Raw genomic sequence first — 24,240 nt, 5'->3', positions numbered from 1 at the left:
TTCTCTGAAATAAAGTTATAATTGAAAGCTTCAGAAGTGTTAATGGGGCAAAGCCTTTGTCAAATTGCATGTCACGGATCTTTGGATTGATATAAAATATATTATCAATTTTTTATTACATTAAAAAACAATAGGTCAGGCTCAATATAAATCTAGCGAAACCCGTCCCAAAAGATTGGATATCCACAATCTAAAAAAAGCCCCAACAGAACATATATAGTCCATGTCGGGGCAAACCAACCAACCTTAAAAATTACTACATATTTGCACATTCATATGGATCACTATGATATCTATAACCAACTCACATTTAATTGGTTCTTTTATTTTTCGGCCAATTCTTATTATTTATAGGCTTGGGATAGGCTGATAATACCTTATTCTTTATTTTGTCATATTTCAAATATGTATTGTCATTTAACAACACATAAAACCATCTTGGAGAACTGTTGATTGCTGCACTGATTTTAGGGGCATAAGCACTTAATCCTGGCAATGTATTCTCGTTTATGGCTTGCGCGTAGGTAGTTTCTGTTTTATTTTCCTTCAGATTATAAACCATGTACCGTCCATCCCTAATAAAAAAATAGACTACGGAATCATTTATCTTCACAGCAGCTACAATACCGTTCTTATAAGGCTCCAACCCTGGCCAGGTTGTATTGGTAATCTCATTAGGATAACCGTCCTCTATCCTATTCTCTTGAATATTGAAAAGTATAAATCTGCCATCGTTCAAAAAAAGGAACATTTTTTCTTTGTCTAATCTAAAAGCAGCTTCAATTTTTTCAGCATAAGCCTCTACACCATGCCAATCCTTATTGGACATAACTTTTGGATTTTTGTCCTTTGCCTTATTCTTGCCCATTAGATAACGAACATATGTCTTATCATTATAAATCAATACCTGCTCATCATTGCCCCAGTCCATTCCTACATTGATTTGAATATTTTTTCGGATCGCTGAACCAGATTGACCATTTATTACGATTGTATAAGTAGAAGTTTTATTTTGCCTTTCATTAAGCTTGTAAGTCCTTTTCTGGGCTGGGACACTGTCAATTAATATATTGTTTTTATAAATTTTGGCATATCCCAAACTTTTGGAATACCACCAAAGTGTATTATTGTTGGGTTGTACCATAACCCTTCTAGGACCAACTTCACCGATTAAAGATGAAGAAGCTAGTTGCCATCTAGCATCGATTTTTATATCAAAATAGGTTAGAATTGTCGGAACTATCGATGTCTGCGGCATGTGCTGATAAATACCATTATAATCCTGAATGGGAACTTCTGGAACTATAGTATTAAACTCTTCGTTCCCGCTATGGTTCATGCCAACAAAAATTGTTTTTTCTTCTACCGTTTGGGAGCCGTGATGATTTCCTTCACCTCTACGCCCATGATCTGTGGTCAAAATAACCAGCCATTGTTCATTTTTTTCTTTTGACCTATTATTAACAAGCTTCATGATTTTTCCTAAATAGCCATCCATTTCCTTAATGGATTGATTGTATTCATTCCCATATCCATACCGATGCCCAATATTATCGGGTTCCGAGTAATGGACAAATAGAAAATCTGAATTATTGTTTTGAAGTTCGCCCACTACTTTTTCTGTTGCCTCATAATCGGTTCCACCATCAAAACGTCGATCAACATACATCATCTTATCATCCAAAAAGTGGTGAATGGGTGACCATGTGGCAATACTTGTGGTCTGGAAATTGTTGTTATGTTCCTTTAAATACTGAAATATACTCTTGGCCTTGGCCTTGTTTACCGTATCATTGCTTATCACTCCATGTTTATCATTCCAAACCCCTGTTAAAATGGTCATCCATCCCGGTCCACTGCCTGTAGTTTGTTGTGATGTGGTACCAACAATTCCTCCTCCATACGCCTTCTCAATATTAAAGACATCAAAGTTGGGTGTTTCCAAAGCATTTAACTTTTCTAATTGTAGCCCATCAATACCAATGAGCAATACTTTCTTAGTGATAGTAGGTTGATTCCTATATTCTTTTTTAGATGCAATGCCTTCATATTGATTGCCAAATAAAAATAGAAGTAGTAAAAATATATTCTTCATATCTGTTATTCTTTATTGACCATTAACGGTCCGAAATTTAATTTTTCTAACAAAGTTGATATAGTTTAACAGTCTTTTAATTTTCCTGAATTTGAATCACCCATTTCACAGACATTATGAATCGGCTTATCTAAAAATCAAAACTATCTATGTAGCCGCATCATTGATGATAACCACTTCTCTGTCTTCATTTGTCTTCTTAATAAGTTGGTCATGTATCACGAACGAAAAACCGCATTATCTCCAAGGTTTTTCCTCCATGTAAGAAGATATCAATACAATTTATTCTAACATCTAAAATTGTCTTTAAAATCTGTGTTATTCGGATATCAGTCTTATTGAGCTCTTCAAAATCAGCAGGAATTTCGCACTCGATCTCATTTCCCAAGCCACCAGATTCATTAAAATGCACAACCTTGAAAGTTTGTTTTTCCATTCTTACCAATATTGCAACATATGCTGCACTCTCATCAGTGCAAGGTATTATTGCTTGACAACAATGGTTGCTTTTTTAATAAAAGCCCCAACTCCCCCTCGATTATACGTTGTAGTTGCTTCAAACCTTGACTGCTATTTCTTCATCAGCTATAACAAAGTAGGTCAGAGTCCTTATTCTATAACATTAACCGCAGTTGCAGTTGGAGCTTCTTCACAGCATTCTTTAAACCCATGACTGATGATGTGGACCAAGTAAGCATTGAGGCCTTGTTAATCATCCTGCCTATTTAAAAATGGCCCTTACATCCTAGGTATAAAAAACGATTTCCAATAACTCACGTAATTTCAGTATACAGGACATAGAAATGACTTAGAACCCTGGCCATCACATCCCACTAAAATCACATGTTTAAACATTCCATTGGCAAGGATTTGAACCTCCATAAAAATATGATGGCAGCAAAAAACCATTACAGGCCCAATCTAAATGAAGTCCTATGCAGCATCTATTTTAAATTATACTTCCAATAAAAATTACTTACCTACCAGTTTGGATTTTGTTCCAAATTGGGGTTAATGGCTATTTGATCCGTTGGCAATGGCCATAAATAATCCTTTTCTGGGTTGAATGTCCGAACTTCCGAAGACTGCAATAATATATAGTTATCCTCTGTCAAGTTTGGAATGAATGCATCTCCAAATTCATCAAAGAAATAATTGCCGATGATTGGTTTTGGCAACTCAATCTCTGCTGTTTTCCACCTAATTAAGTCCCAATACCGAAAACCATCCAATGCCAATTCCACACGTCTCTCTCGTCTAATCTCATTGCGCATGTCCAGCTCATTTGAACTTACGAATGAATTAGTTAAGCTAGGAAGTCCAACGCTTGGTCTATTTCTCAATTGATTGATGGATTTATCCAAATCCTCATTACTGATTTGTTCATCTAATTCATAAGTAGATTCTGCATAGATCAATAATACCTCGGCATATCTAATCAATATATGGTCAATAAAGGAATCTCCAGCGGCATAGTCTGTTAGGTTTCCATACCTACGATTGGCAAAGCCAGTAGTTTGAAAGTTTAAAACAGGAAGAGTGAAGGTGGGTGTCAATACCGAGTATGTATCTCCTGTCTTGTAAAAAGAATAATCCATACGCGGATCGCGGTTGGCAAAAACTTCCAAAGTGTTGCTCGGAGTAACATATGATGGAGATTTGTCTATTGGCAAACCATCCGTCATAAGGTATGAATCGGCCAGGGATTTGGTTGGATTGACACGGTCTTCCAAATTACGGTGCACACGGTGTGATACGATTAATTGATTGATGTCCTTACCATATTGTTTGACCAACATATTCTCTTTATTTGAAGGCCCTTCACCAACATATTGATAAAGGTCATAATAATCTTCGTAAATGCCATGCTCACCAGAGCCAATGACCTTGTCCGAAAACTCTTTCGCAGTATTCAAGTGGTATTGATAATCACCATAGCCATGGAATTTTGATCGTGTACCTTCAAAAAGGGCAACTCGTGATTTAAAGGCCCAAGCGGCAGTTTTTGTAATCCTGCCATAGTCTTCACCCTCATTATCAGATGGTAGTGGTAAATTCTCAGCTGCTTTATCAAGGTCGGCATAGATCAAATTCAATACTTCCTCTCGACTGGCTCTTTCAGAGTAAAGCACTTCATCCTTTTCACTCAAAATCTCTGTTGTGATTTGAACTCCCCCATATCGTTTTAGGAGTTCAAAATATCCCCACGCCCTAAAGAAATAAGCCTCTGAAAAGTATTTCGCAATCACCGTGGGTTCAACCCCAGATTCAATTAATTGATCTTCCTTGGCAAAAATGTTGTTCGCCGACCTGATCAATACATATTGTCTACTATATATGTTATCTGAAGCAGGTGTTAATCTACTACCGTCACTTATACTATTTGGGGTTGTTCCATATGCGTTGTCAGACCATTCGTCTTCATAAACTGGTAGACCTGGCAAAAAAGTGTACAAATAATTTGTTGCTGAGCGAAGGTCACCTTCATTTTGCCAGAATGAAGGGTCGCTTATCGACGTTTCAGGCAATCTATCCACCTCGCATGAGGTTACTGCGAATAGGCCCATTACCAATAAATTGATGATATTATTTTTAAATAGCATGATTTTTGTAATTAGAAATTAATATTTAGACCTAAAGCCAAAGTAGAATTGAATGGATAGTCTGCATGGACACCATTTCTCTGTTCTGGATCTATTACACCTTTGAAGGCTCCCAATTTTGAGAAGGTTAAGAGATTTTCACCTGACACATATAATCTCAGTTTGGTCAATCCAATACTTTTAACGAGTTTGTCGGAAAAAGAATACCCAACTTGTACATTTTTCAGCCTCAGATAGGCGGCATTTAAAACCCACCTGTCAGAAGTAGCAAAATTTTGGTGTCCACCGATGTATGGTCTTGGGAAAGCAGCATTTGGATTTTCGGGCGTCCAATAATCGGCATGGATGCTCATTGGTTGTATCCAAGAATAAATCAATGGTTGGGTAAGATATCTATCTGGAAGTATGTTTCGCTTACCTACCCCTTGAAAGAAAAAGGAGAAATCAATATTACTCCAATTGACACCACCAGTGATGCCGTACAAATATCTCTGTTGAGTACTCCCTAGATTCACTAAATCTCCATGGTCCTCTTTGGTTCCACCACCAATATTAATTAGGCCGTTACCGTCCATATCCACATATTCAATATCTCCAATCCCTGTATTTGGACTTAAATACGGTGCTAGATCTAATTGTGCTTCCGTTTCTATATAGCCAGGAACGGTTTTAAAACCCCAAATTGTGTTCAGTTGATATCCCTCAATCAATGAATTGGTCCCGCCACCGATTAAATTAGAGTTGCCGCCATAGCTTATCAGTTCGTTCTGATTGTCCGACAGATTGAACCCGATACTAAAACTAAAGTTGTTATCTAACACTTCTCGATATTTCAGATCCAATTCCCATCCCCAACTTTTGAGCTCACCTTCATTGACCCTAGGAGTTTGTATTCCAATAATATCTGGCAATACGGTTGGAATGAGCATGTTTTTGTTCCTTTTGATATAGTAATCAAAACTTCCAAAAATCCTATTTTGTAAAAATCCAAAATCTATACCAAAATTGGAAGTCTCAATGGTTTCCCAAGAAAGGCTTGATGATGGCAAACCATTTTGATAGAAGTATGTTTCCCTATCTTCATTTGCACCTATAACAAAATTGGAATTGTAGGCCAAGACATTGATGTAATCATAATTCCCGATGATATCTGCATTGGAATTTCCTAATTTACCCCATGAAAAACGCGGTTTTAATTGAGAAACAAAACTATCCGAGAACCAATTTTCTCGTGACATATTCCAACCAACAGATAATGATGGGAACCATTTTATCCTGCTTCTCGGAGCAAGTCTGGAACTTTCATCTGAACGTATAGATGCTTCAAACAAATATTTATCCTTAAAGGAATAATTTATTCTCCCTAAAAGGGATTGGTTAGCAAAAGTCTGTATGGATTGGGAATTGGAAAGACTGTTAACATCACCAAAATTAAGGCTTGGCAAATCATTACTTATTAGATTTGTTGCTGTCGCAACCAAATCCTCCGCGCGATAATCTTCCCATTGGTAACCGCCAAGGATTTTCAAGTTATGCTTATCACCAATATTAGGTGTCCAATCGGCTAATAACTGAACATTTTCAGTTACGGTATTTCTGGCCAGGACATAAAATGAATTTGGATTGTTGAGGTAATAGAGTGGGTCATCCCCGTTGTCATATAGTTCAACAGTCCTTTTAAATCTGTCATAATTTCTTCTGCCTTCCTGTCTACCATATATTGCCTTGAACTCAACATCTTTTATTAGGTCTTTGGCCGTTAACGTAAAAGCACCATCTAAACTTCCCTTGCTATCATTGGCATACCCACCCTCAGTTAAATACGCATAACTATTGTTTCCTGAGCCTCCCGCCCCACCGTACAACCTGCCATCCGGCAAGAATATTGGGAACCTTAACCTAGCTTGATAGATTTCCTCGATGATTCCATAGCCATTAATCGTTGCGGATGCACTTTCAATCAGTTCATTGGAATAGGATATCCTAGAATCAAGTGAAAAGTTTTTATTTAACTGTCTGGAAATATTAGATCTTAGGTTCCACCTTCTATACCCATCCGGGCCAACCTTAAAAAAACCGTCTTGATCCAAAAATCCTAAAGAGAATAAATGTCTTGTTTTCTCTGATCCTCCACTAACACTGAAATTGTGCGATTGGAGAATATATTGTTTCTCAAGGACTTGATCTTTTATGCTTTGTTGGTTGTACGTCTTATATCTTTGGCTTATTGGGTCAACTACAATTTCAACACCGTTCCTAATATTCTCCAAATCAAATTCGCTATACTCCAAACCAACCCCCGCATTTGATCTGGCTAGATTGGAATATTCAGCTTCCTCCAAAAGGGTCAATCGATCGGGCAGGTTTAATGGTTGTTGAATAGCTGTTTGCCCATTATAGCTAAATGTTAGCTTACCGGACACTCCAATTTTTGTTGTTATTATTATCACACCGCCTGCGGCCCTAGCCCCATATATAGATGCTGCCGCTGCATCCTTAAGTATTGAAATGGATGCAACGTCATCAGGGTTTAAACGCTGTAAAGCATCTATAGGATTGGTAACACCATCAATAATGACCAACGGATCAACAGCTCCATTAGCAGAACTTGCCCCCCTAATTTGAATACCTAGGTTTGTACTTCCTGGCTGACCATTGGTTTGAGTAATATTCAATCCCGGTGCGGCACCTTGCAGTGCATTTGCAAGGTTGACCACAGGTCTGCTTTCAACATCTTCGACACTTATTGTGGAAACAGCCCCAGTAAGGTTCTCCCTTTTCTGCTCCCCAAATGCCACAACCACAACTTCACTAAGTTGGGCAACATCCTCCTGAAGGGAAACCGAAATTTCAGTCTGTTGATTAATGTTTAATTCTTGGGTAATATAACCTATATAGGAGATAACTAGAATATTAGCTGGATCTGGTAAGTTGATTTCGAAATTTCCATCAAAATCAGTAATTACCCCAATACTTGTTCCCTTTACCATTACAGAGGCACCGGGCAAAGGTTGATTATTTTCGTCAGTTATGGTACCAGAAACAACATTTTGAAGTTCCTTGACTTCTTTAGAAGGTTGCGACACAAGATGATTAGAAGTTAAAGCAAAAACGGTTGGACAACATAAAAAGATGAACGTTCTCATAAAGATCATTATTAGGTATTTTCTATAATGAAAATAACCTTTGGTAAATTTAATTTCCATAAATTTGTTTGTTATTGATTGATTAAAATATTGATTAATTGATAATAATAACAAGGAGATAGAGCTATCAACTTTTGCGGGTTAAACTTTATTCTCCTTTTTTTTGATTGGAATTAATGTCATAGGCAATTGTTTTAATTTATTATTAATCTCTGTTTAATATTTATTTACTTCTAGAATTCTACTCATATTCAATCTAACTATTGAGGTCTTCTTTCTTAGTTATATAGTTTGTTTAACCATATTGCAATAAGAGGGAGGCAATATATACCTTTCCGACAGGTTACTGCAACGTCAAATCTGTTCAATAAAAACCTATTGTTATAATTATTTCGATTGTTCATTGCTGTACTTTTGAAAAATTTCCAAAGACCAATTTGAAAAAAATATTCTTTGTTAATTATTACAAAAGGAATAAAAAGTTATGTTTTCTTATTCGCATATAATTTCTTCTATTGCGCAAATAGTACCATGTGAATAATATTTTATTAGACATTTTGGATATTATAATCTTTAATGGTAGAGCTTAAAATATTTTTTAAAATTTTTGATAATTCACTCCTTAAAAGTCCCTCAACTATTTATTATTCAAACTGTTAAAGCAGTAACATAAAGACATCCGCCAATGTGGCCGGAAAGATTTATAAGATTGGCAAAAATCCAACTATAATGTCAACTTATAATAAATACCTAAATATTAACGTCCCATGATTTGTGGAATCCAAATTACTGCGAAGTTGAGATTTTAAATGTTATTCGATTTTAAAATTTCATAATATAAATGTTAAGAATACATTTTCTATATAGGTGTTTTTTTATTATTGGATGATTCAGTCCATTTTAATCGTTTCCATAGTTTAAATAATATTACACTACAAATACAATCCAATATAAAAAACAAGGTTGCCATTTCAAGCTTGCCATAAATAAGATATCCTATAGTGAATAGTGTCGAAAAAATCATGGATGTACCAATCACCATACAAAGAATCGCAGATGGAAAATCCCACTTTTCCAAAACTTCTCTATCATTTGGATTTTCCGATCTAATCTTATCCTGTATTATTTTCCAACCAGGACCTCCTGGTCTAATTAATCTGTAAAATTTCATTAGTATTTTTTCATCTGATGGTTTTGTCAGTAAGGTAACTCCTACCCATGCCACGGTGGTTATCGTTATGCCTATCATTAATTTTACGGATGATGTTAGCTCGAATAGTTCAGTATGAGGTTGTGCAATTTCAAAGTATAAGGCAATAAATAGAGAGGTTGTCATTGCGGTGATTTCACTCCAGGCATTTATACGATACCAAAACCACCTTAAGATAAAAAGAAGACCTGTGCCCGCCCCTATCTGTAGAATAATATTGAATGCTTGTAATGCATTGCTTAAAAACATTGCCAAAGTAGCAGAGAGCACCATTAGTGCGATTGTGCTGAGTCTTGCTATGGAAACCAGTCTTTTAGGTGAAGCATTTGGTTCTAAAAAACGTTGATAAAAATCATTGACTAAATAGGATGATCCCCAATTTAACAGCGTTGATATAGTAGACATATAGGCAGCGATTAGTGAGGCTAACACTAAGCCTAACAAACCGGATGGTAAATGTCCAAGCATGACCGAATACGAGATGTCATCACTTACAATGGAGGGATCAATACCAGGTAATGCATTAATCAGATCGTTTGTTTCGGGATATAGTATTAGGGACGCCAACGCTATTAATATCCATGGCCATGGCCGTATTGCATAATGCACAATGTTAAACAAAAGTGTTGCCCATACGGCGTTTTTTTCATTCTTGGCGGAAAGCATACGTTGGGCAATATAGCCACCACCTCCAGGTTCCGACCCTGGATACCATACGCTCCACCATTGTACGGCTATTGGAATTATAAAAACCGTGATTAGTAGATCAGTATTGGAGAAATCTGGTAATAAATCCAGCTTACCCTTTACATTTTCATGGGATATCAGATTTTCTAAACCTCCTATTTCTGGGAGATTTACAATCGTAATAGTGGCCCATACAGATCCTATCATAGCGATAAAAAATTGAAAGAAATCTGTTATCAACACTCCCTTTAACCCCCCTAGCGAACTATAAACAACAGTAACTATTGAGGATATCAATAGCACCTGTATCGGAGAAAGCCCCAATAGAACTCCTCCAATCTTTATAGCGGCCAAGCAGACTCCTGCCATGGCTACGATATTAAAGAAAAAACCAAGGTAGATGGCTCTAAAGCCTCGTAAAAATGCGGCAGCCTTCCCACTATATCTTAGTTCGTAGAATTCAAGATCAGTCAATACTTCAGAACGTCTCCAAAGTTTGGCATATACAAAAACGGTAAGCATTCCTGTTAATAAGAAGGACCACCATACCCAATTACCCGAGACACCATTATTTCTTACAATATCGGCAACCAAATTGGGTGTATCCGCAGAAAATGTTGTAGCCACCATAGATATTCCCAATAACCACCAAGGCATTTTGCGGCCGGATAAAAAGAATTCCGAGGTGTTTTTTCCAGCCTGCTTAGACACTATGATCCCTATTATCAATGAAATCAAAAAGAATGCAATTATAATTACCCAATCAATCGATTTAAGTTCCATTATGATTATCTATTTAAAATGTATTTTTACTATCCTGGACTAACTAATATTAGAAATGCTGTAAATGTTTATTGACCGGGTAAATAATCCGTACAAATACTATATTTTAGATACCAATTTTGAGCAGTTAAAGTTTATTATTTTTGATCGCTTTGTCTAATTCCATATTGGAATCTTTAAGTTTTTGCAAAGCCTCATTATCAGTTAGATTGTATAGGGTTTTAAGGATGTTTACGGCCCGTTCAATTAATTTGGTATTTATACATGCCATATTAACCATATATGGACCAGCCACTTTGCCCAACTTTATCATAATTGTCGTGGACATAAAATTTAACACTTTTTTAGTTGCAGTGCCGGCCTTCATTCGTGTTGACCCTGCAATGACTTCATGTCCTGAATGTAATGCAATAACATCGTCACACAGTGACAGTTTTGATTCTGCAATCTCAGCACGGATCATTACGGTATATGATCCTATACTTTTAGCAAATGCTAATGCTGATTGAACGTAATAAGCCGAGCCACTTGCTGTTATACCAATAACAGAATCTTCTGGACATAAATCAAGTAATAACATCTCAGGAATGGCACTAGCGTCTTCCTCAAAATTGGTCTCAATCTCCATTGTTGCATCTGTAATACCTCCTGAAATTAACGCCAAGACTCTATCCTCCGGAAAACCGAAGGTGCAGGGTATTTCAACAGCGTCCATTGCTGCAATTCTACCACTGGTGCCCGCCCCCACATAAATAATTCTTCCACCTTTTTCTAATTTCTTTACCACAATATCAACAACGTTGGAAATTTTGGAAAGACTTTCTTTTAGTGCCTCTCCTGATCTTTGTTCAGCTTCCCACATCGTCTCGATTATCGCTCCAGAATCCATATTTTGGAGTTGTATATCTTTGATATATGGTGTCTCAGTGACCATTTTATTATTAGGTACCACCTCTCTATATTTGTAAGCGATCGACTCTGCTTTTGCCAAGGCCAAGGCTCCTATTAATTGAAGACTGTTCCCATTTTCCGAAACAATTATCTTAAGTGGTTTATCTAATTTTGTCGAAAATTCTGGATAATTTCTATCCAGTTCCTTTTGCAAAGGATAATTACAAACATTGGCTGCTTCTACGAGTCCTCCTGAAATAATAACTTCATCAAGTCCATATATAATTGCAACACTATATATTAGATTAAGTAAGTTTAGATGGTATTGTTTTCTTTCTTTTTGGTAAGTATTATTGAGCAAGACTTCGATTAAATCGTGATTCTTATCAAATACTGCCAGATTTGAGGCACTGACCAAATTATTGTAATCACCTTTAGGTGTAATGATGCTGCCCACTAATGGCAACAGTTTCCCAGGTCGCCAACGTCTACCATTTCGCCAAATGGAAAACCCAACGCCCGTGCCAATAGGCATGAGTCCAATCGTCTTATTGCCTTTCAGTTTGCCCAATTGTGATAAGCCTATTGCTACTGCGTCTGCATCATTTATAAAACTGACATGGCATTGAAAAAGGGTTTCGAGTTCATTCTTCCAAGTTTCACTTTGTAATATTTCTAAATAAGGGTTTCCACCAACAACCTTTGATCCCTCATAGTTTACGATTCCCGGAGTAGATATGCCAATACCTTTTATATTTTCTGAAGATACCTGCAAATTCGTTAATAATTCTTTCAGGGCATTAGTCAATTGTTTAGGTTGGGCATTTATCTTTAATGGACTCTTCACCTTCACAGAAGATAGTTGATTCAAATCCGATTTAAGGAAAGTTTCCTTAATGACTGTCCCTTTAATCCAGGTACCTCCTATGTCCAAGGCCAAAAAGTACGAAATATTAGGGATATTAGTTTTTTTCATATGAATTTGTATCGAGTTTTTTCTGTCCATATTTGGCCCAAAGTTTCTTAGCAATGACTACGCTCTCTCCCTGAGGCTCATGGGGGTATATGTCTCCTGCATTGGACCAATTATCCATCCATACCATAAGCTCCTTCCTAAATTCGGTTTCGTTATAAGGTTTGCCGCCTTGGAGATCTTTTTGGATTTCATCAATAAATTTTTTCCAACGGACCTGGTAATAACCGGAAATAAGCCCTGACCACTCCTTGCGTGCATAGTCATTTAAATTATTGGTTCCCCAAAGTGTGACCACCCTTTTAGCGTTCCATTCAAAAACCGCCTTTTCTTCAGCGGTATTTCCCCAACGTTTTGCATCATGGAGGTTCTTACCCAATAACAGTTCTTCACGAGTGGCAAGCAGTTCGTCCATATCCATCAAAAGCTGAAGAAAGTCGCTGGACACCGCACCAAAGGTCTCTATATTTTTCTCATCGTAAGCCTTGGCCATTTCGCTTTGGAGTACTGAAGCGTAATTCGACAACACTTGCCGAGCAACGTTTACAAGATCGAACCTATAGGTATCTAACTCTCCCAGTATATCCGACGCATTGAGAAGGCTTTCCCAAGCTTTGGACAAACGAGTGTTGCTATAAGTAAAATTGAGCTTGGGAGGCTCCAATGTCGGGGAAACGGTCAAAATAGAGTAAGGGTAAGAATGATTCTCTTTAGGTATTGCATAGACTGTTTCCTTAAGGATACTCCAAGCCATTTCAGCATCAAAATTGGGTTGACCATATCGATATCCGGCATAACGATCGACCCACGATCCAAGATCCACAGCTTCATCCCGCCATGCCATCTCGAACATAAGATCCTGTATAATAGGGTTATATCCCAATCCCTCATTGACGAAGCCCAACCCTACTAAGTTTCCCTTGGCAGGATCTTGCCTTACCTCCATTATTCCACTATTGATTTTATCCAGTCCCCCGCCAAGAAATACCCTGTCCCCAAAGTTCTGTATGTTACACCACAACCAAGACTTGCCATGGAAGGACTCGGAAAGGTTCCACATTGGTTGTTCTTCGCAGGCTAGGTCTAGGCATATCATCCCTTCGTTTGGTACGGCATCCAAAAATGCCTTTATCCTAGGTTGGGTCCAAAAACTATTTTGGAACCAAAATGCCCATGTTTGGAACACCCATACAGCCTCTGGATCGCTTTTAGCCATACCGTTGTAAATGGCCTTTCCCAAGTTATCCAGGTAGTCGAGTTCTCCACTAGGAGGCAACATCTCGATAAAGGGATCGGCGGCGTACATATGATCGGTGCCGTAAAGTTTTTTCTGTTCTTCCATAAAGAGAGCGGACATTTCTTCGAAGAGCGGATCTAGCGGATCTAGCAGGGTCGTGTTCCATTCGCTCCATTTTACCGAATGCATTTTCGCATCGGGGTACTTCTCTTTTAGCATCGTCGGCACATGCCCGGTAAAACCTTGTTGTATAGGTGTCATTCCGAAAGCCCGTTCACGTTCCAATATTTTCTTTTGAAGAAGTGCATGATCATCTATCCAGTTTTGTGACAATGGGCCTCCCCATCCGTCAAGACAGCCCATCCACCCGAACGGAAGGTATGGGGGTCCTGCTAGGAACTTACCGATCTGTTCATCATTCAATCCCAATCGTTTACATACAGCCTGCCAAGTGGCCTCCTGCCCTGTAACGGAAAGTGGAGCATTGATTCCATTGAGCGCCATGAAGTCGATCAAGCGTTCCCACTGTGGCCAATCCCACCACGGCAAAGAATACCCGAAGGCACAATAGTTAAGAAAGTACCTATGCTTGGCCCAGCTTGTTTTTCGGAACTTTCCTTCAATCTTGGGCAGTTCCTCAGGGAGATTTAGATTATTGCCTCGTAGGGATACGCTACGCTTGCAATATTCCTTTAGGTACCAATTGAGGCCCATCGCCATTGAAACACCATTATTCCCTCTAACGACAATTTTATCTCCGGAAGACTCGAGCTCGAAAACATCCTCGCCATTGTCCATGGCGATCCCCTCGAAGATAAAATTATCGGCTCGCTCGGGAACTATCCGTCCTGCTAGGTCCCTTGCAGAGTTCACCGCAGACGAAGCCTCTGCCTCCGGAGTTCCAGAGATACGATCTATGCACGACATCAAGATTGCACCCACAATTAATAACAATGCCAGGGCCATGTGGCTCGACCTTTTATTCGTTTTCATATAAATATAATTTACATACGCATCACACATACGGTTGTTTCCGATTTAATCAAAAACAAGCTTAAAAGCTTGCACTTTTATCTTCGCACTTTGATTCAAAAAAGTCGAAATGGGTGATGCTTTAATTTTCTTCATATTAATTAGTAGTGAGTATTATCTGTCCATATTTGGCCCAAAGTTTCTTAGCGATTGCTACGCTCTCTCCCTTAGGTTCATGGGGATATATATCCTTGGCGTCCGACCAATCATCCATCCACTCTATAAGATTATTCTTGAATTCGGATTCGTTATACGATTTACCGTTTTGGAGCTCCTTTTGGATTTCATCAATAAATTTTTTCCAACGAACTTTATAATAACTGGAAATAAGTCCCGACCATTCTTTAAGTGCATAATCGTTTAGTCGTGTGGTCGGCCCCCAAAGTGTTATCATCCTTCTGGCGTTCCATTCAAGAGTACTTTTTTCCTCTGGGGTCACCCCCCAGCGCTTTGCGTCCTCGAGGTTCTTTCCAAGTAAAAATTCCTCTCGAGTACCCAATAGTTCGTCCAAGTCCAAAGCCAATTGGATGAAATCCTGCGATGTTGCCTCAAAGTCCTTTAGGTTCCCTTCGTCGTACGCACTCGCCATCTCGCCATGGAGTACGGCAGCATGGTTCGACAACACTTGTCTCGCAATGTTCACGACATCATACTTGTAGGTATCCACATCGCCAAATTCGTCAGAGGCCTTTAGGAGATCTTCCCAGGCACTCGCTAATCTTTTATTACTATAAGGCATTACATTTTGGGCCTTTTTTAATGTTGGCATATTTGTAATCATAGATAATGATGCATAACCATCCATAGGGGCGCTATAAACCGTTTCTTTAAGGGTGTTCCAGGCACGTGCGATATCTAAGTTCGGACCGCCGTACCTATATTCGGCATACCTGCCAACCCAATCCTTAAGGTCAATCCCCTCTTCGCTCCACGCCATTTCGAACATAAGATCCTGTACAATAGGATTGTATCCCAATCCCTCGTTTACAAAGCCCAATCCCTTCAGATTTACATTAGCGGGGTTCTGTCTGACCTCAACAATTCCATCACTAATCTTGTTAAGTCCTCCTCCCAGGAACACTTTATCGCCAAAGTTCTGTATGTTGCACCATAGCCAGGGCTTGCCATAAAATGATTCTGTTCGGTTCCACATCGGCTTGTTCTCCGTATACAGGTCCAAGCAGATCATTTTGTCATTCGGAGCGCCGTCCAGAAAGGCTTTTATTCGGGGCTGAGTCCAGAAGTCTCGTCTGTGGGAAAAGCACCATGTCTGGAAGACCCATACTGCTTCCGGGTCGCTCTTGCTCATGCCTTTATAAATGGCTTTGCTCAGGTTTCCCAGATAATCAAGGTCCCCACTTGGTGGCTGCATCTCAATGAAAGGATCGGCCGCATACATATGGTCCGTCCCAAAAATATGTGTCTGTTCTTCTATGAAAATGTCCGATATTTGTTGGAAAAGTGGATCCAGAGGATCCAACACATCAGAGGTAAATTCAGTCCATTTTATTGTGTTAATCTTGGCATCGGGGTACTCTTTCGATAATGTTGGGGGGACATGTCCCGTAAAACCCTGCTGGATAGGTACCATTCCGAGTGATCTCTCACGTTCCAATATCTTTTTCCCAAGTACTTCATGACTACTGATCCAGCTTTGGGGCAATGGCCCTCCCCATCCGTCGAGACAGCCCATCCAACCGAAGGGAAGATATGGTGGTCCAGCCAAGAAGTCGGAAATCTGATCATCGTCCATCCCCAATCTTTTACACACTGCCTGCCAGGTAGCTTCCTGCCCCGTTATCGCGAGCGGAGCATTGACACCATTGAGGGCCATGAAGTCGATCAAACGTTCCCACTGTGACCAATCCCACCACGGCATAGAATACCCAAAAGCACAATAATTAAGAAAGTACCTGTGCTCGGCCCAGCTCGTTTTTCTCAACACCCCCTCAACAATCGGTAACTTTTCCGGAAGATTTAGATTGTTACCTCGTAAGGACACGTTAACATTGCAAAATTCCTTTAGGTACCAATTAAGGCCCATAGCCATTGAAACACCATTATTTCCTCTAACGACAATCTTGTCCCCCGAAGTCTCGAGCTCGAAAACATCCTCGCCGTCCTTCTTAGCGATTTCTTCGAAGATAAAATTATCTGCTTGATCGGGTACAATCCGACCGGCTAGGTCCCTTGCCGATTTCACCGCGGGTGAAACAATAGTTTCTGGAATTTTGGCAATATGTTCATTACAAGAAATTGATGTTGCTGCCGTAATTAATATCGACGCAAGGGCAATAAGTCTCAAATTTTTGTACGTTATCATATGAATATCATTTATGAATTTTATTAACAGTTATTAACGATTTATTAAAAATATGTTAAGAGACTAAATGCTCATCTCCGCAACACTTTGTAAAGTATTTTTCAGAGATTCATTTCGCATTCTCACAACTTAAAATTAAGATCATTCCTTCTTTCCAAGAAACTAGTATTAAGTAATTTTGACATTTAGGTCCTATCATCGTAGAAACGACCGAAATAATGAGCACCTAAAATTCATTAAACAAAACAAAAAAAAATACAAATCATTATTTTAGCATAAAATTTCAATTATTTCGCAAATAATATCAAATACCAGTATAATTTTGAATATCTATGAATAATAATCAATATGATTTTGAAACAACTAATATTTCGTGTCCGATTGAAAGCATTACCGGCATTTGGGAATTTAAAAGACCTTCGTATTTCAGATTTATGTGTTATTCCCTTTCAGGTCATCTACTACACCTTGTCACAAAAGGTTCCTATGTTGTAAAGATAAATAGCAGAGAATATAATGTAAAAGAAGGAGATATAGTCTATTATTATGGATCGGAAGAGGTGGAAACCATAGGCAATAAACATGAAGTAAATTTTTACTCAATTAGCTTTCAAGCACCAAAAGTCCTTCCATTACCATTTGAAATGCGGGTGTTCGCCGCCGATAAAAATTTACAGAGTTTGTTTCAGAAACTGCATGAAGAATTTTCTACCCAGGACATAATGTCTACACATTACAACGTATATGCCTTACTATTAAGCATTTTGAATAATATAGACGGAATTTACTTTGATTCCTATAAAAGACCTTTAGAAGAAGAACTTTGGTGGTCCATTGAAAGGCGAATTCGCAAAGATAAAATATTCAGACCCTCTCTTAATGATCTTCTTAGAATTTCGGGATATAGTCGATCAACTGTAATTCGCTCCTGTCATAAAGCGACTGGAAATACTCCAATAAATCGCATCCAAACCATTAGAATGGAGGAAGCGAAGAGCCTTTTAAACTTTGCTCATTTAAATGTTACTCAAGTATCGGAATACTTAGGATATCCCCGAATACATGAATTCTCACGTGAGTTTTCAAAGTATTACGGAGTTCCGCCTAGCAATTTACTTCAAAAAAGGTTTAACGAGATATCAGAAAAAAAATAAACAGTAAAGAATAATTATTTTAATGAATTCTTGGAATAGAATAGCTGAAAAAACAAATTTACAAAAGGGTGCTTACAACTATACCTTAATGAGAATTTGGTGCACAGTAAAACGACACTTTAATTAGCCTGCTTATTTTTTGCTGCAATTGATTTGGTTACCTATAATGTCTAACCCCCCGTTTAATAATACTTTATGGCTATAAGAAAAACTACAACCTTTAAGTTAACTATAGGTTGTTTAGTTATACTTACCAAGTATGGTTAATTCACCTTTTACTGAATTAAATTTGGTTTTAGTGTAACCACTCAATTAATACCCCTCCTATAATTTTATCAGAAAATTTTACTCAAATATAGACCTGGCTTCTCTATAAATTCTCTCGAAATTAGTTTCTAGATCAGACTTAGAAAATTCTTTAGAAGGTTTAGGAAGCCCCCGTTGAATGTCCTGTAGTTTAAAGTGCACCTTCTTATCCTTTCCATCTGCATAGGTGATAAATTCGCCTTGTTCTAATCGAAAAAACACATCCGCTCTAATTTTTGGAATTTCCTTTTCTCCTGTGGTTACTCGGGTATCAAAATCGAGACTATGGCCTCGGCTAACACTCTTGGTCGGGTCTTTGATAATCACAAAAAACCGTTCATAATATTTTGCAGTGTCCGGGTCATTGACCTTGCCAAAAAACTGATAGGAAAGATTGCTCAAAATGGCCCTGCTCGCCTTATCACCGTACATCATATCATTTTGAATCTTGTCCTGCATAACATAGATTGTTGTTATGTCATAACTCCGAAGAGTTGCGGGAATCCGGTGCATGTTCAAAAGTTTAATGGTAGGGGCTTCTTCCATTAATAAAAAAGAAGGTTTAGAATGTCTAACACTCATCTGTTTGGTTATGGTGTGGATAATAGTGGCAATTATTGGTGAATACGAGGTTTCAAACCTAGGATTGTTCACCACGGAAATAACGCCAGGATTATCCTTGTGGTTGATATTGAGCGGCACTTCATCCGCGGACAGGGCCATAAATATTCGTGGGGTACTTATCCTTTTTAATGCATTGCTTAAGGTACCTTTCACCCCTGCAGTCTGCCTGTCCGAATCCATCCCGCTAATAAAGGCGTCGGCCATTCCTTTTGAGATTATATTGGACTCCAAAAATGTAATAAGGCTCTCAGTATCCAGGTAATGGTATATGGCGATGACGTGTGGCAAAGTGCAATATTCGGGATACGAAGATTTGAGTCTCCAAATCAATCCACCTATCAAGCCTTCCGCGGCATCGTGGAAAAACTTGGTAGCACCAATCGAAACGGAATCTTTCTGTTCCAATAGGTTTTCTATTAATACCCTGGAAACCTCGTTTACACTTTCCGGATTCTCCAAATATCGGGGTGCTATGGGATTCACCCGATGGATGATATTATCAAAAGAGATTACTTTGAACGGGATATCGGAATCCTTAAACAGCGGGTACGCCATTTCGGTAATCTCAAAATTCTTATAATCATGGATGACCCCACAGAAACCATTTCTTTGAAAATGTTGTAAGAAGCCATAGACCACACTTTCAGTCTTACCACTTCCGGCAGATCCTATAATGGAAACGCCCCGTTTGATATTATTGATTATGAAATTTCCATTGGTAGTTTTAAAGCTGACTTGATATTTATCATTAAAAGAGACAAGTATATCCGATTTATGAAGAAAAACATACAAAACTGTATTTATCAGTAACAAGGGACATCCTAAATATAGTATTCCCTGGACCAACGGAATAAAATGGGTAAGCACTGCCAGATTAACTCCTTTTTGATTAACTGTCTCGTTACATTGTTTAAAGATGGAGTCTAAAGCCCTTGATTCTTTTTTAGCGTCTAAGTCTCGTCTTAAAACAGCAAAGATGGCGCCACCCATTTCGATACAATTTGCCCCTGATGCCCCCGTTCCCCATTGGTCCATTAGTACAATGTCCCTATCTGTTCTAAGTTGGTTATTTTTTCAGAATTCTTCAAGAATCAAGGTTGCCCCTCCAGGGCCGCCCTCTGAAACCGCAAAAGGAGCCTTTAACTAATCGGCCTTTTTAGCCTTTAAGACCTTATATACTAATTTGAGGGTTCGAGAATCGGAATTATTTCGGTTATCTGGGACTTCTAGAACTCCATCGATGGTTTTATTCGGAGGAGTTGTATTGCAAGCAAATAAAAGGGTTGTAAAAAATAAAAGTAACCATGATTTCATAATTATTCAGATTGTTTGTTTTTAAAGTCAAAAATCTTTTTTTGATACAGCTGTCAACTTCGAGGTAGGGTGGTTTCTTTGGTATAATTTAAACCCACCCATAATTGAACTTTCCAAATACCCCAATTAGTTTACCTATAAGGGTCGAATAAGCAAACATGTTGCAAATAGAGTATTCTAAAGAATTATCTACAACAGCTAGATTCAATTTATAAATTTATGCATACAGCTACTGCATGTTGCTGATTTCGGTTTATTGTAAATGAACAATTGAAATATTATTAAAAGTCGTCGACCTTTGCCCACTATTCTTTTGGTAATTTAAGCCCCTTACACACTTCGTTTAATAATTCACTAGGGTCTACAGCTATTGCCAAAGCAATCAAATAAAGTTCATCCACCCGCAGTTGGGTAGATTTGTTGGAACTTAATTGGGAAAGCCTTGCTTGGCTAATACCTGTGCGTCTTGAGACCATAGCTCGATTTACTGATTTCTTGGTTAAAAACAATCCTAATGAGGTCATATATCTTTTGAAATTGATTACATAAATATACTTTTCTTAATGAACACTTTAGAATTTCTATAATTTTGTTTGGATTTTTAATAGATTATCTATAGATTTGATTAGAAATTCTAAAGAATTATTAATAAATCTAGCACATTTGACATTATGGGCCATGTAAGGAGTGAATCAGGACAAAACATAAATGATACACAATACGGAAATTACTTTGAAAATCAAGAACCAATTAAAGGATCTCATTTCGTTAAAGAAGGTACTTCTCAAGTGGAAAGAGCGGGATTGGAGGAAATAAACTTCCTGGATAAAATTAGGGAATTAACCATGGAACATTTCCATACTTTGAAACGCTACCCCTCCAAAAAGGAACTCTATACCGTTAATCTTATTACAGAGGGTTACCTGGAAACTTCCTTTATGATTTCCAGTTTATTAAAGGTATGCATTACAGCATTGGATGCAGAACGCACCCCAAATAGAGTAGTTCCAGAACCCGACCAGAACATTAAAGAAGTTCTTGGATATGTACTTAATATGATACCCTATGAAGAAATGGAATTCCTTGATAAAATACGGCATGCAATACCGGACGAGGAGAAACAGGGTTAACAGTTAAAAAAAAATCCATGAAAACGAACAAGAAAAAACTCAAGTCCCTGAACGATATACATAAACTGCACCAAAATCTTATGGTCCTTTTGAAGCAGCAACCAGATAGTCCAACAAATTGCTACCAGGTTTCCTTTGAAGTTAAAGACAACAGCGATCTGATGTTGAACATTGGCAGCCTACTCGAGGTATGTGTGTTTGCATTGGACGGCAACGGAATGTTCTTGTCTCCCAACAATCAAAATGTTGCCAAACATGACAGCGTTTGCCGAGTGTTGGAATTGGTCCTAAATATGCTACCCCATAGTCAAATGGATTTTTTGGACTATGTAACCGAAAAGCTGAACGGTATGGAAAATGCCAAAACATAATCATCTGAATAACTGAGAACTATGAACCCTAACGAAGAAAAACTGATCCATAGCTTAAGGTACCATGCCATGGACCACCACCCTACCCTAAAGCCCCACTCCTTCTTTAAAAACAAGTTTGAGGTCAGTCTCTTTTACGTAGACAATCATGCAGACTTAGTATTGACAGTTCGTGCCCTACTTTACTTGGCTATGAAGGCAATTGACCCTGAAATATCTGATGATATCAATGACAGGTACGAAAAGGAATATATCCGCCAGGCACTTACAATTGCCAATAGGTTATTGCCGCAAGGCGAAGAGGCGCTCCTAGACGAGCTTAACCTTTATTATAGGGAAGAGAAATTGAGGGAGGGATTGCAATAGCAACTTTAAAATAAGAAGCTGTTAAAAGATATAGATGATGGACCTCATGAATCAAAACCATATATCAAAAAGATATACATTATTTATTGGCTCAAGAAAAAACAAATCACAGCCATAATGTAAGACCTATCCGTCATCCATCAATTCTGTTACCGTTTTCCAATAAACCCTGGACGTGTAAGTTCTTTTTTCTGCAAGTTGTGCCAGACCGATAAGATTGTTCTTAAAAAGTTGTTCGGTAGGTATGGCAGCCGATTGACTATCACCTACTTGAAATATCATATTCCAATTTTCGTACTGTTTACAAGGAGTATTTTCTTTGGCAAGCAAGGTCAGATCGCTATGTCTAACGTCCGATGAGATAACTGAAAACAGTTTTCTTACAACTCTTACATCACCCACCAATATTCCGACAAATTTTTGTTTGTGCAAAACCAGGTATCCAGTTATGCCTTTCTTCAAATTCAATTGATGTGAGGTACTTTGAATTGATAAAATATCCTTTTCGTTAAGCTTAGGAGAAGCTCGAGACGAGAATGCAAGTTCTAAAAACAATTTAATACATTTTGATTGATTATTGAAAGCTAAAATAAAAGATTGGTAATATAGTGGAAATGATAATTATCAGAAAAGTCACTTTAAGGAATAATTCGCTAAATTTAGTGTATTAATGTAAATGATTTTTAAAATCGCACTATTTGGCAGAATTTGAAGTTCAGCTATATTGATTGTGATTAGCCTATCCCAAATCTTACCATAACTAACCTGCGCATGGATCCTGATTCAATTTTATAGCGTTCGGGAAGATAAGCGTTAAGTAAAATCGAATTAGGGCGCATTGTGCTTATGTTCAGGAGCACAATGCCAATACTTTTATCAGAATATTATGCGATAATCATTGTTTGTACACGATTAATTTCAAATCACACAAATAGTCGTTTTCTATTGTACCAGTGCTCCATTGAGTATGTTTAGTCGAGAATATTACAACGTTTCTAAGCTCTAGAAAGCGTTTTGATCCAATTGATTAAAGTCTATTAGATTCTTCAGATCCAAGTCATTATAAGACTGGTATACATTAATAGAATATTATTTACAGTAAAAACTTCAATGATTATAGGAGGTTGGCCTTGATTTACATTAAAAATAGTACAGTGTCACTAATTAATAATTCAATTTGGTGTTAAAAATAAGGCATAATAAACCGTAACACCGCCTTGGCGTGTTACCCTCTTGCTTTACATTTTCACTCATCTACGTTCGTTTCAAAACGTAAACATCTAAAAGGAATACCTACATTTCATAAAAGATCACAAACTAAAACTATCATATTTTTCCATTGCCCTTCCCTCCTAAATTTTTCACTTTTTCGATACACTTCTCCCAACCGATAAAGACTTAAAGAGGATTTATAAAAGTAACGAGGAACAAGACCGGTTATGCAATCCGATTAAGACGAAATCGGACAACTTTGGTATCGGAAATGGAAAGTATAAGATTAAACTTCACCATTGTACAAAGACATATATTACAAAAAACCTAACTTACCATTTGATGTCTTTTGATTGATTTTGACAAGAGCACTAACCACATAACCAAATCCAATACAAGCAATGGGACAAGTGATGGACATGTTGTGTACCCATACCATCCCAAAACAAGGACAAGCACTGGACAAGTAGTGGTACCATATATAAACTATATAAAACATTAATAAACAAAATAAAACTTATATAAATGGTTGGGCATTTTTTTTAAAAACGCCCATTGCCCCAATATTGAATTTTCATTTAAATCTTATATATAAACATAGACTTTTTTGGGATTTTAAGCATGATTTTAACGCTTTTCACCAGCGGTGAATAGTAGAGTTCATTTACCTCGAAATTAAGTCGTCACATGGCTTTAAAATGAGTAATTGACTGACTATCAGTACGTTAATAGCATTTGTTGACATTTGCCTTCATTTGGTATGATATTAAATTTTTATAAAAA

At 37.8% G+C, this 24,240-nt stretch carries 15 protein-coding genes; 4 read left to right on the top strand and 11 right to left on the bottom strand.

Features of this window, described 5'->3' with window-relative positions; translation table 11 throughout:
* Positions 1-310 precede the first annotated feature (310 nt).
* The 8 genes from KO529_RS02330 to KO529_RS02295 form a co-directional block, all read right to left on the bottom strand.
* Complete coding sequence (locus tag KO529_RS02330) at positions 311-2,095, bottom strand: alkaline phosphatase family protein (RefSeq protein WP_215946325.1); 1,785 nt, start codon at positions 2,093-2,095, stop codon at positions 311-313.
* Positions 2,096-2,306: 211 nt separating this feature from the next.
* Positions 2,307-2,531: a hypothetical protein gene (locus KO529_RS02325; protein ID WP_215946324.1), complete on the bottom strand. Its 225-nt coding sequence runs from the start codon at positions 2,529-2,531 to the stop codon at positions 2,307-2,309.
* Between the two features lie 544 nt (positions 2,532-3,075).
* A complete protein-coding gene (locus KO529_RS02320) occupies positions 3,076-4,698 on the bottom strand; it encodes a RagB/SusD family nutrient uptake outer membrane protein (RefSeq protein ID WP_215946323.1) in 1,623 nt (540 codons plus the stop codon).
* Positions 4,699-4,709: 11 nt separating this feature from the next.
* Positions 4,710-7,844 (bottom strand): SusC/RagA family TonB-linked outer membrane protein, encoded by a 3,135-nt coding sequence (locus KO529_RS02315; RefSeq protein ID WP_215946322.1) that lies wholly within the window; start codon positions 7,842-7,844, stop codon positions 4,710-4,712.
* Positions 7,845-8,703: 859 nt separating this feature from the next.
* Positions 8,704-10,524 carry a sodium:solute symporter family protein gene (locus KO529_RS02310; protein ID WP_215946321.1) on the bottom strand — a complete coding sequence of 607 codons (1,821 nt, stop codon included), beginning with the start codon at positions 10,522-10,524 and terminating at the stop codon, positions 8,704-8,706.
* A 127-nt stretch (positions 10,525-10,651) separates the two neighbouring features.
* The gene (locus KO529_RS02305) at positions 10,652-12,391 is read right to left on the bottom strand and encodes an N-acetylmuramic acid 6-phosphate etherase (RefSeq protein WP_215946320.1); all 1,740 of its coding nucleotides are present in this window, start codon (positions 12,389-12,391) and stop codon (positions 10,652-10,654) included.
* Positions 12,378-14,618, bottom strand: coding sequence for an alpha-N-acetylglucosaminidase (locus KO529_RS02300; RefSeq protein ID WP_215946319.1), 2,241 nt, complete (start codon positions 14,616-14,618; stop codon positions 12,378-12,380). Before KO529_RS02300 ends, KO529_RS02305 begins: the two co-directional genes overlap by 14 nt.
* Positions 14,619-14,754: 136 nt before the next feature.
* On the bottom strand, positions 14,755-16,980 hold the full coding sequence (locus tag KO529_RS02295; RefSeq protein WP_215946318.1) for an alpha-N-acetylglucosaminidase: 2,226 nt from the start codon (positions 16,978-16,980) through the stop codon (positions 14,755-14,757).
* A gap of 332 nt (positions 16,981-17,312) precedes the next feature.
* Between KO529_RS02295 and KO529_RS02290 the strand changes: the two genes are divergently transcribed.
* Complete coding sequence (locus KO529_RS02290) at positions 17,313-18,134, top strand: AraC family transcriptional regulator (protein ID WP_215946317.1); 822 nt, start codon at positions 17,313-17,315, stop codon at positions 18,132-18,134.
* Between the two features lie 345 nt (positions 18,135-18,479).
* Here KO529_RS02290 and KO529_RS02285 read toward each other — a convergent pair whose 3' ends face one another.
* On the bottom strand, positions 18,480-20,099 hold the full coding sequence (locus tag KO529_RS02285; protein ID WP_252734281.1) for a type IV secretory system conjugative DNA transfer family protein: 1,620 nt from the start codon (positions 20,097-20,099) through the stop codon (positions 18,480-18,482).
* A 584-nt stretch (positions 20,100-20,683) separates the two neighbouring features.
* Positions 20,684-20,902, bottom strand: coding sequence for a helix-turn-helix domain-containing protein (locus KO529_RS02280; RefSeq protein WP_215946316.1), 219 nt, complete (start codon positions 20,900-20,902; stop codon positions 20,684-20,686).
* Between the two features lie 147 nt (positions 20,903-21,049).
* On the opposite strand from KO529_RS02280, the gene KO529_RS02275 reads away from it, so the two are divergent.
* From KO529_RS02275 to KO529_RS02265, 3 genes are read left to right on the top strand one after another with little or no spacing between them, the layout of a single operon-like run.
* Positions 21,050-21,508: a hypothetical protein gene (locus tag KO529_RS02275; RefSeq protein ID WP_215946315.1), complete on the top strand. Its 459-nt coding sequence runs from the start codon at positions 21,050-21,052 to the stop codon at positions 21,506-21,508.
* A gap of 17 nt (positions 21,509-21,525) precedes the next feature.
* The gene (locus KO529_RS02270; RefSeq protein ID WP_215946314.1) at positions 21,526-21,879 is read left to right on the top strand and encodes a hypothetical protein; all 354 of its coding nucleotides are present in this window, start codon (positions 21,526-21,528) and stop codon (positions 21,877-21,879) included.
* A gap of 21 nt (positions 21,880-21,900) precedes the next feature.
* A complete protein-coding gene (locus KO529_RS02265; protein ID WP_215946313.1) occupies positions 21,901-22,245 on the top strand; it encodes a hypothetical protein in 345 nt (114 codons plus the stop codon).
* 126 nt (positions 22,246-22,371) lie between these two features.
* Here KO529_RS02265 and KO529_RS02260 read toward each other — a convergent pair whose 3' ends face one another.
* Positions 22,372-22,800 (bottom strand): BLUF domain-containing protein, encoded by a 429-nt coding sequence (locus KO529_RS02260; protein ID WP_215946312.1) that lies wholly within the window; start codon positions 22,798-22,800, stop codon positions 22,372-22,374.
* Positions 22,801-24,240: the final 1,440 nt, after the last annotated feature.

It is taken from the genome of Arenibacter algicola, from assembly GCF_018860365.1.
Taxonomy (GTDB): domain Bacteria; phylum Bacteroidota; class Bacteroidia; order Flavobacteriales; family Flavobacteriaceae; genus Arenibacter; species Arenibacter algicola_B.
This window is presented reverse-complemented; position numbering and strand designations above follow the sequence as displayed.

Coding starts and splice junctions, on each gene's coding strand:
- KO529_RS02330 (WP_215946325.1), bottom strand. CDS start 2,095: ATGAAGAATATATTTTTACTACTTCTATTTTTATTTGGCAATCAATAT.
- KO529_RS02325 (WP_215946324.1), bottom strand. CDS start 2,531: ATGGAAAAACAAACTTTCAAGGTTGTGCATTTTAATGAATCTGGTGGC.
- KO529_RS02320 (WP_215946323.1), bottom strand. CDS start 4,698: ATGCTATTTAAAAATAATATCATCAATTTATTGGTAATGGGCCTATTC.
- KO529_RS02315 (WP_215946322.1), bottom strand. CDS start 7,844: ATGAGAACGTTCATCTTTTTATGTTGTCCAACCGTTTTTGCTTTAACT.
- KO529_RS02310 (WP_215946321.1), bottom strand. CDS start 10,524: ATGGAACTTAAATCGATTGATTGGGTAATTATAATTGCATTCTTTTTG.
- KO529_RS02305 (WP_215946320.1), bottom strand. CDS start 12,391: ATGAAAAAAACTAATATCCCTAATATTTCGTACTTTTTGGCCTTGGAC.
- KO529_RS02300 (WP_215946319.1), bottom strand. CDS start 14,618: ATGAAAACGAATAAAAGGTCGAGCCACATGGCCCTGGCATTGTTATTA.
- KO529_RS02295 (WP_215946318.1), bottom strand. CDS start 16,980: ATGATAACGTACAAAAATTTGAGACTTATTGCCCTTGCGTCGATATTA.
- KO529_RS02290 (WP_215946317.1), top strand. CDS start 17,313: ATGAATAATAATCAATATGATTTTGAAACAACTAATATTTCGTGTCCG.
- KO529_RS02285 (WP_252734281.1), bottom strand. CDS start 20,099: ATGGACCAATGGGGAACGGGGGCATCAGGGGCAAATTGTATCGAAATG.
- KO529_RS02280 (WP_215946316.1), bottom strand. CDS start 20,902: ATGACCTCATTAGGATTGTTTTTAACCAAGAAATCAGTAAATCGAGCT.
- KO529_RS02275 (WP_215946315.1), top strand. CDS start 21,050: ATGGGCCATGTAAGGAGTGAATCAGGACAAAACATAAATGATACACAA.
- KO529_RS02270 (WP_215946314.1), top strand. CDS start 21,526: ATGAAAACGAACAAGAAAAAACTCAAGTCCCTGAACGATATACATAAA.
- KO529_RS02265 (WP_215946313.1), top strand. CDS start 21,901: ATGAACCCTAACGAAGAAAAACTGATCCATAGCTTAAGGTACCATGCC.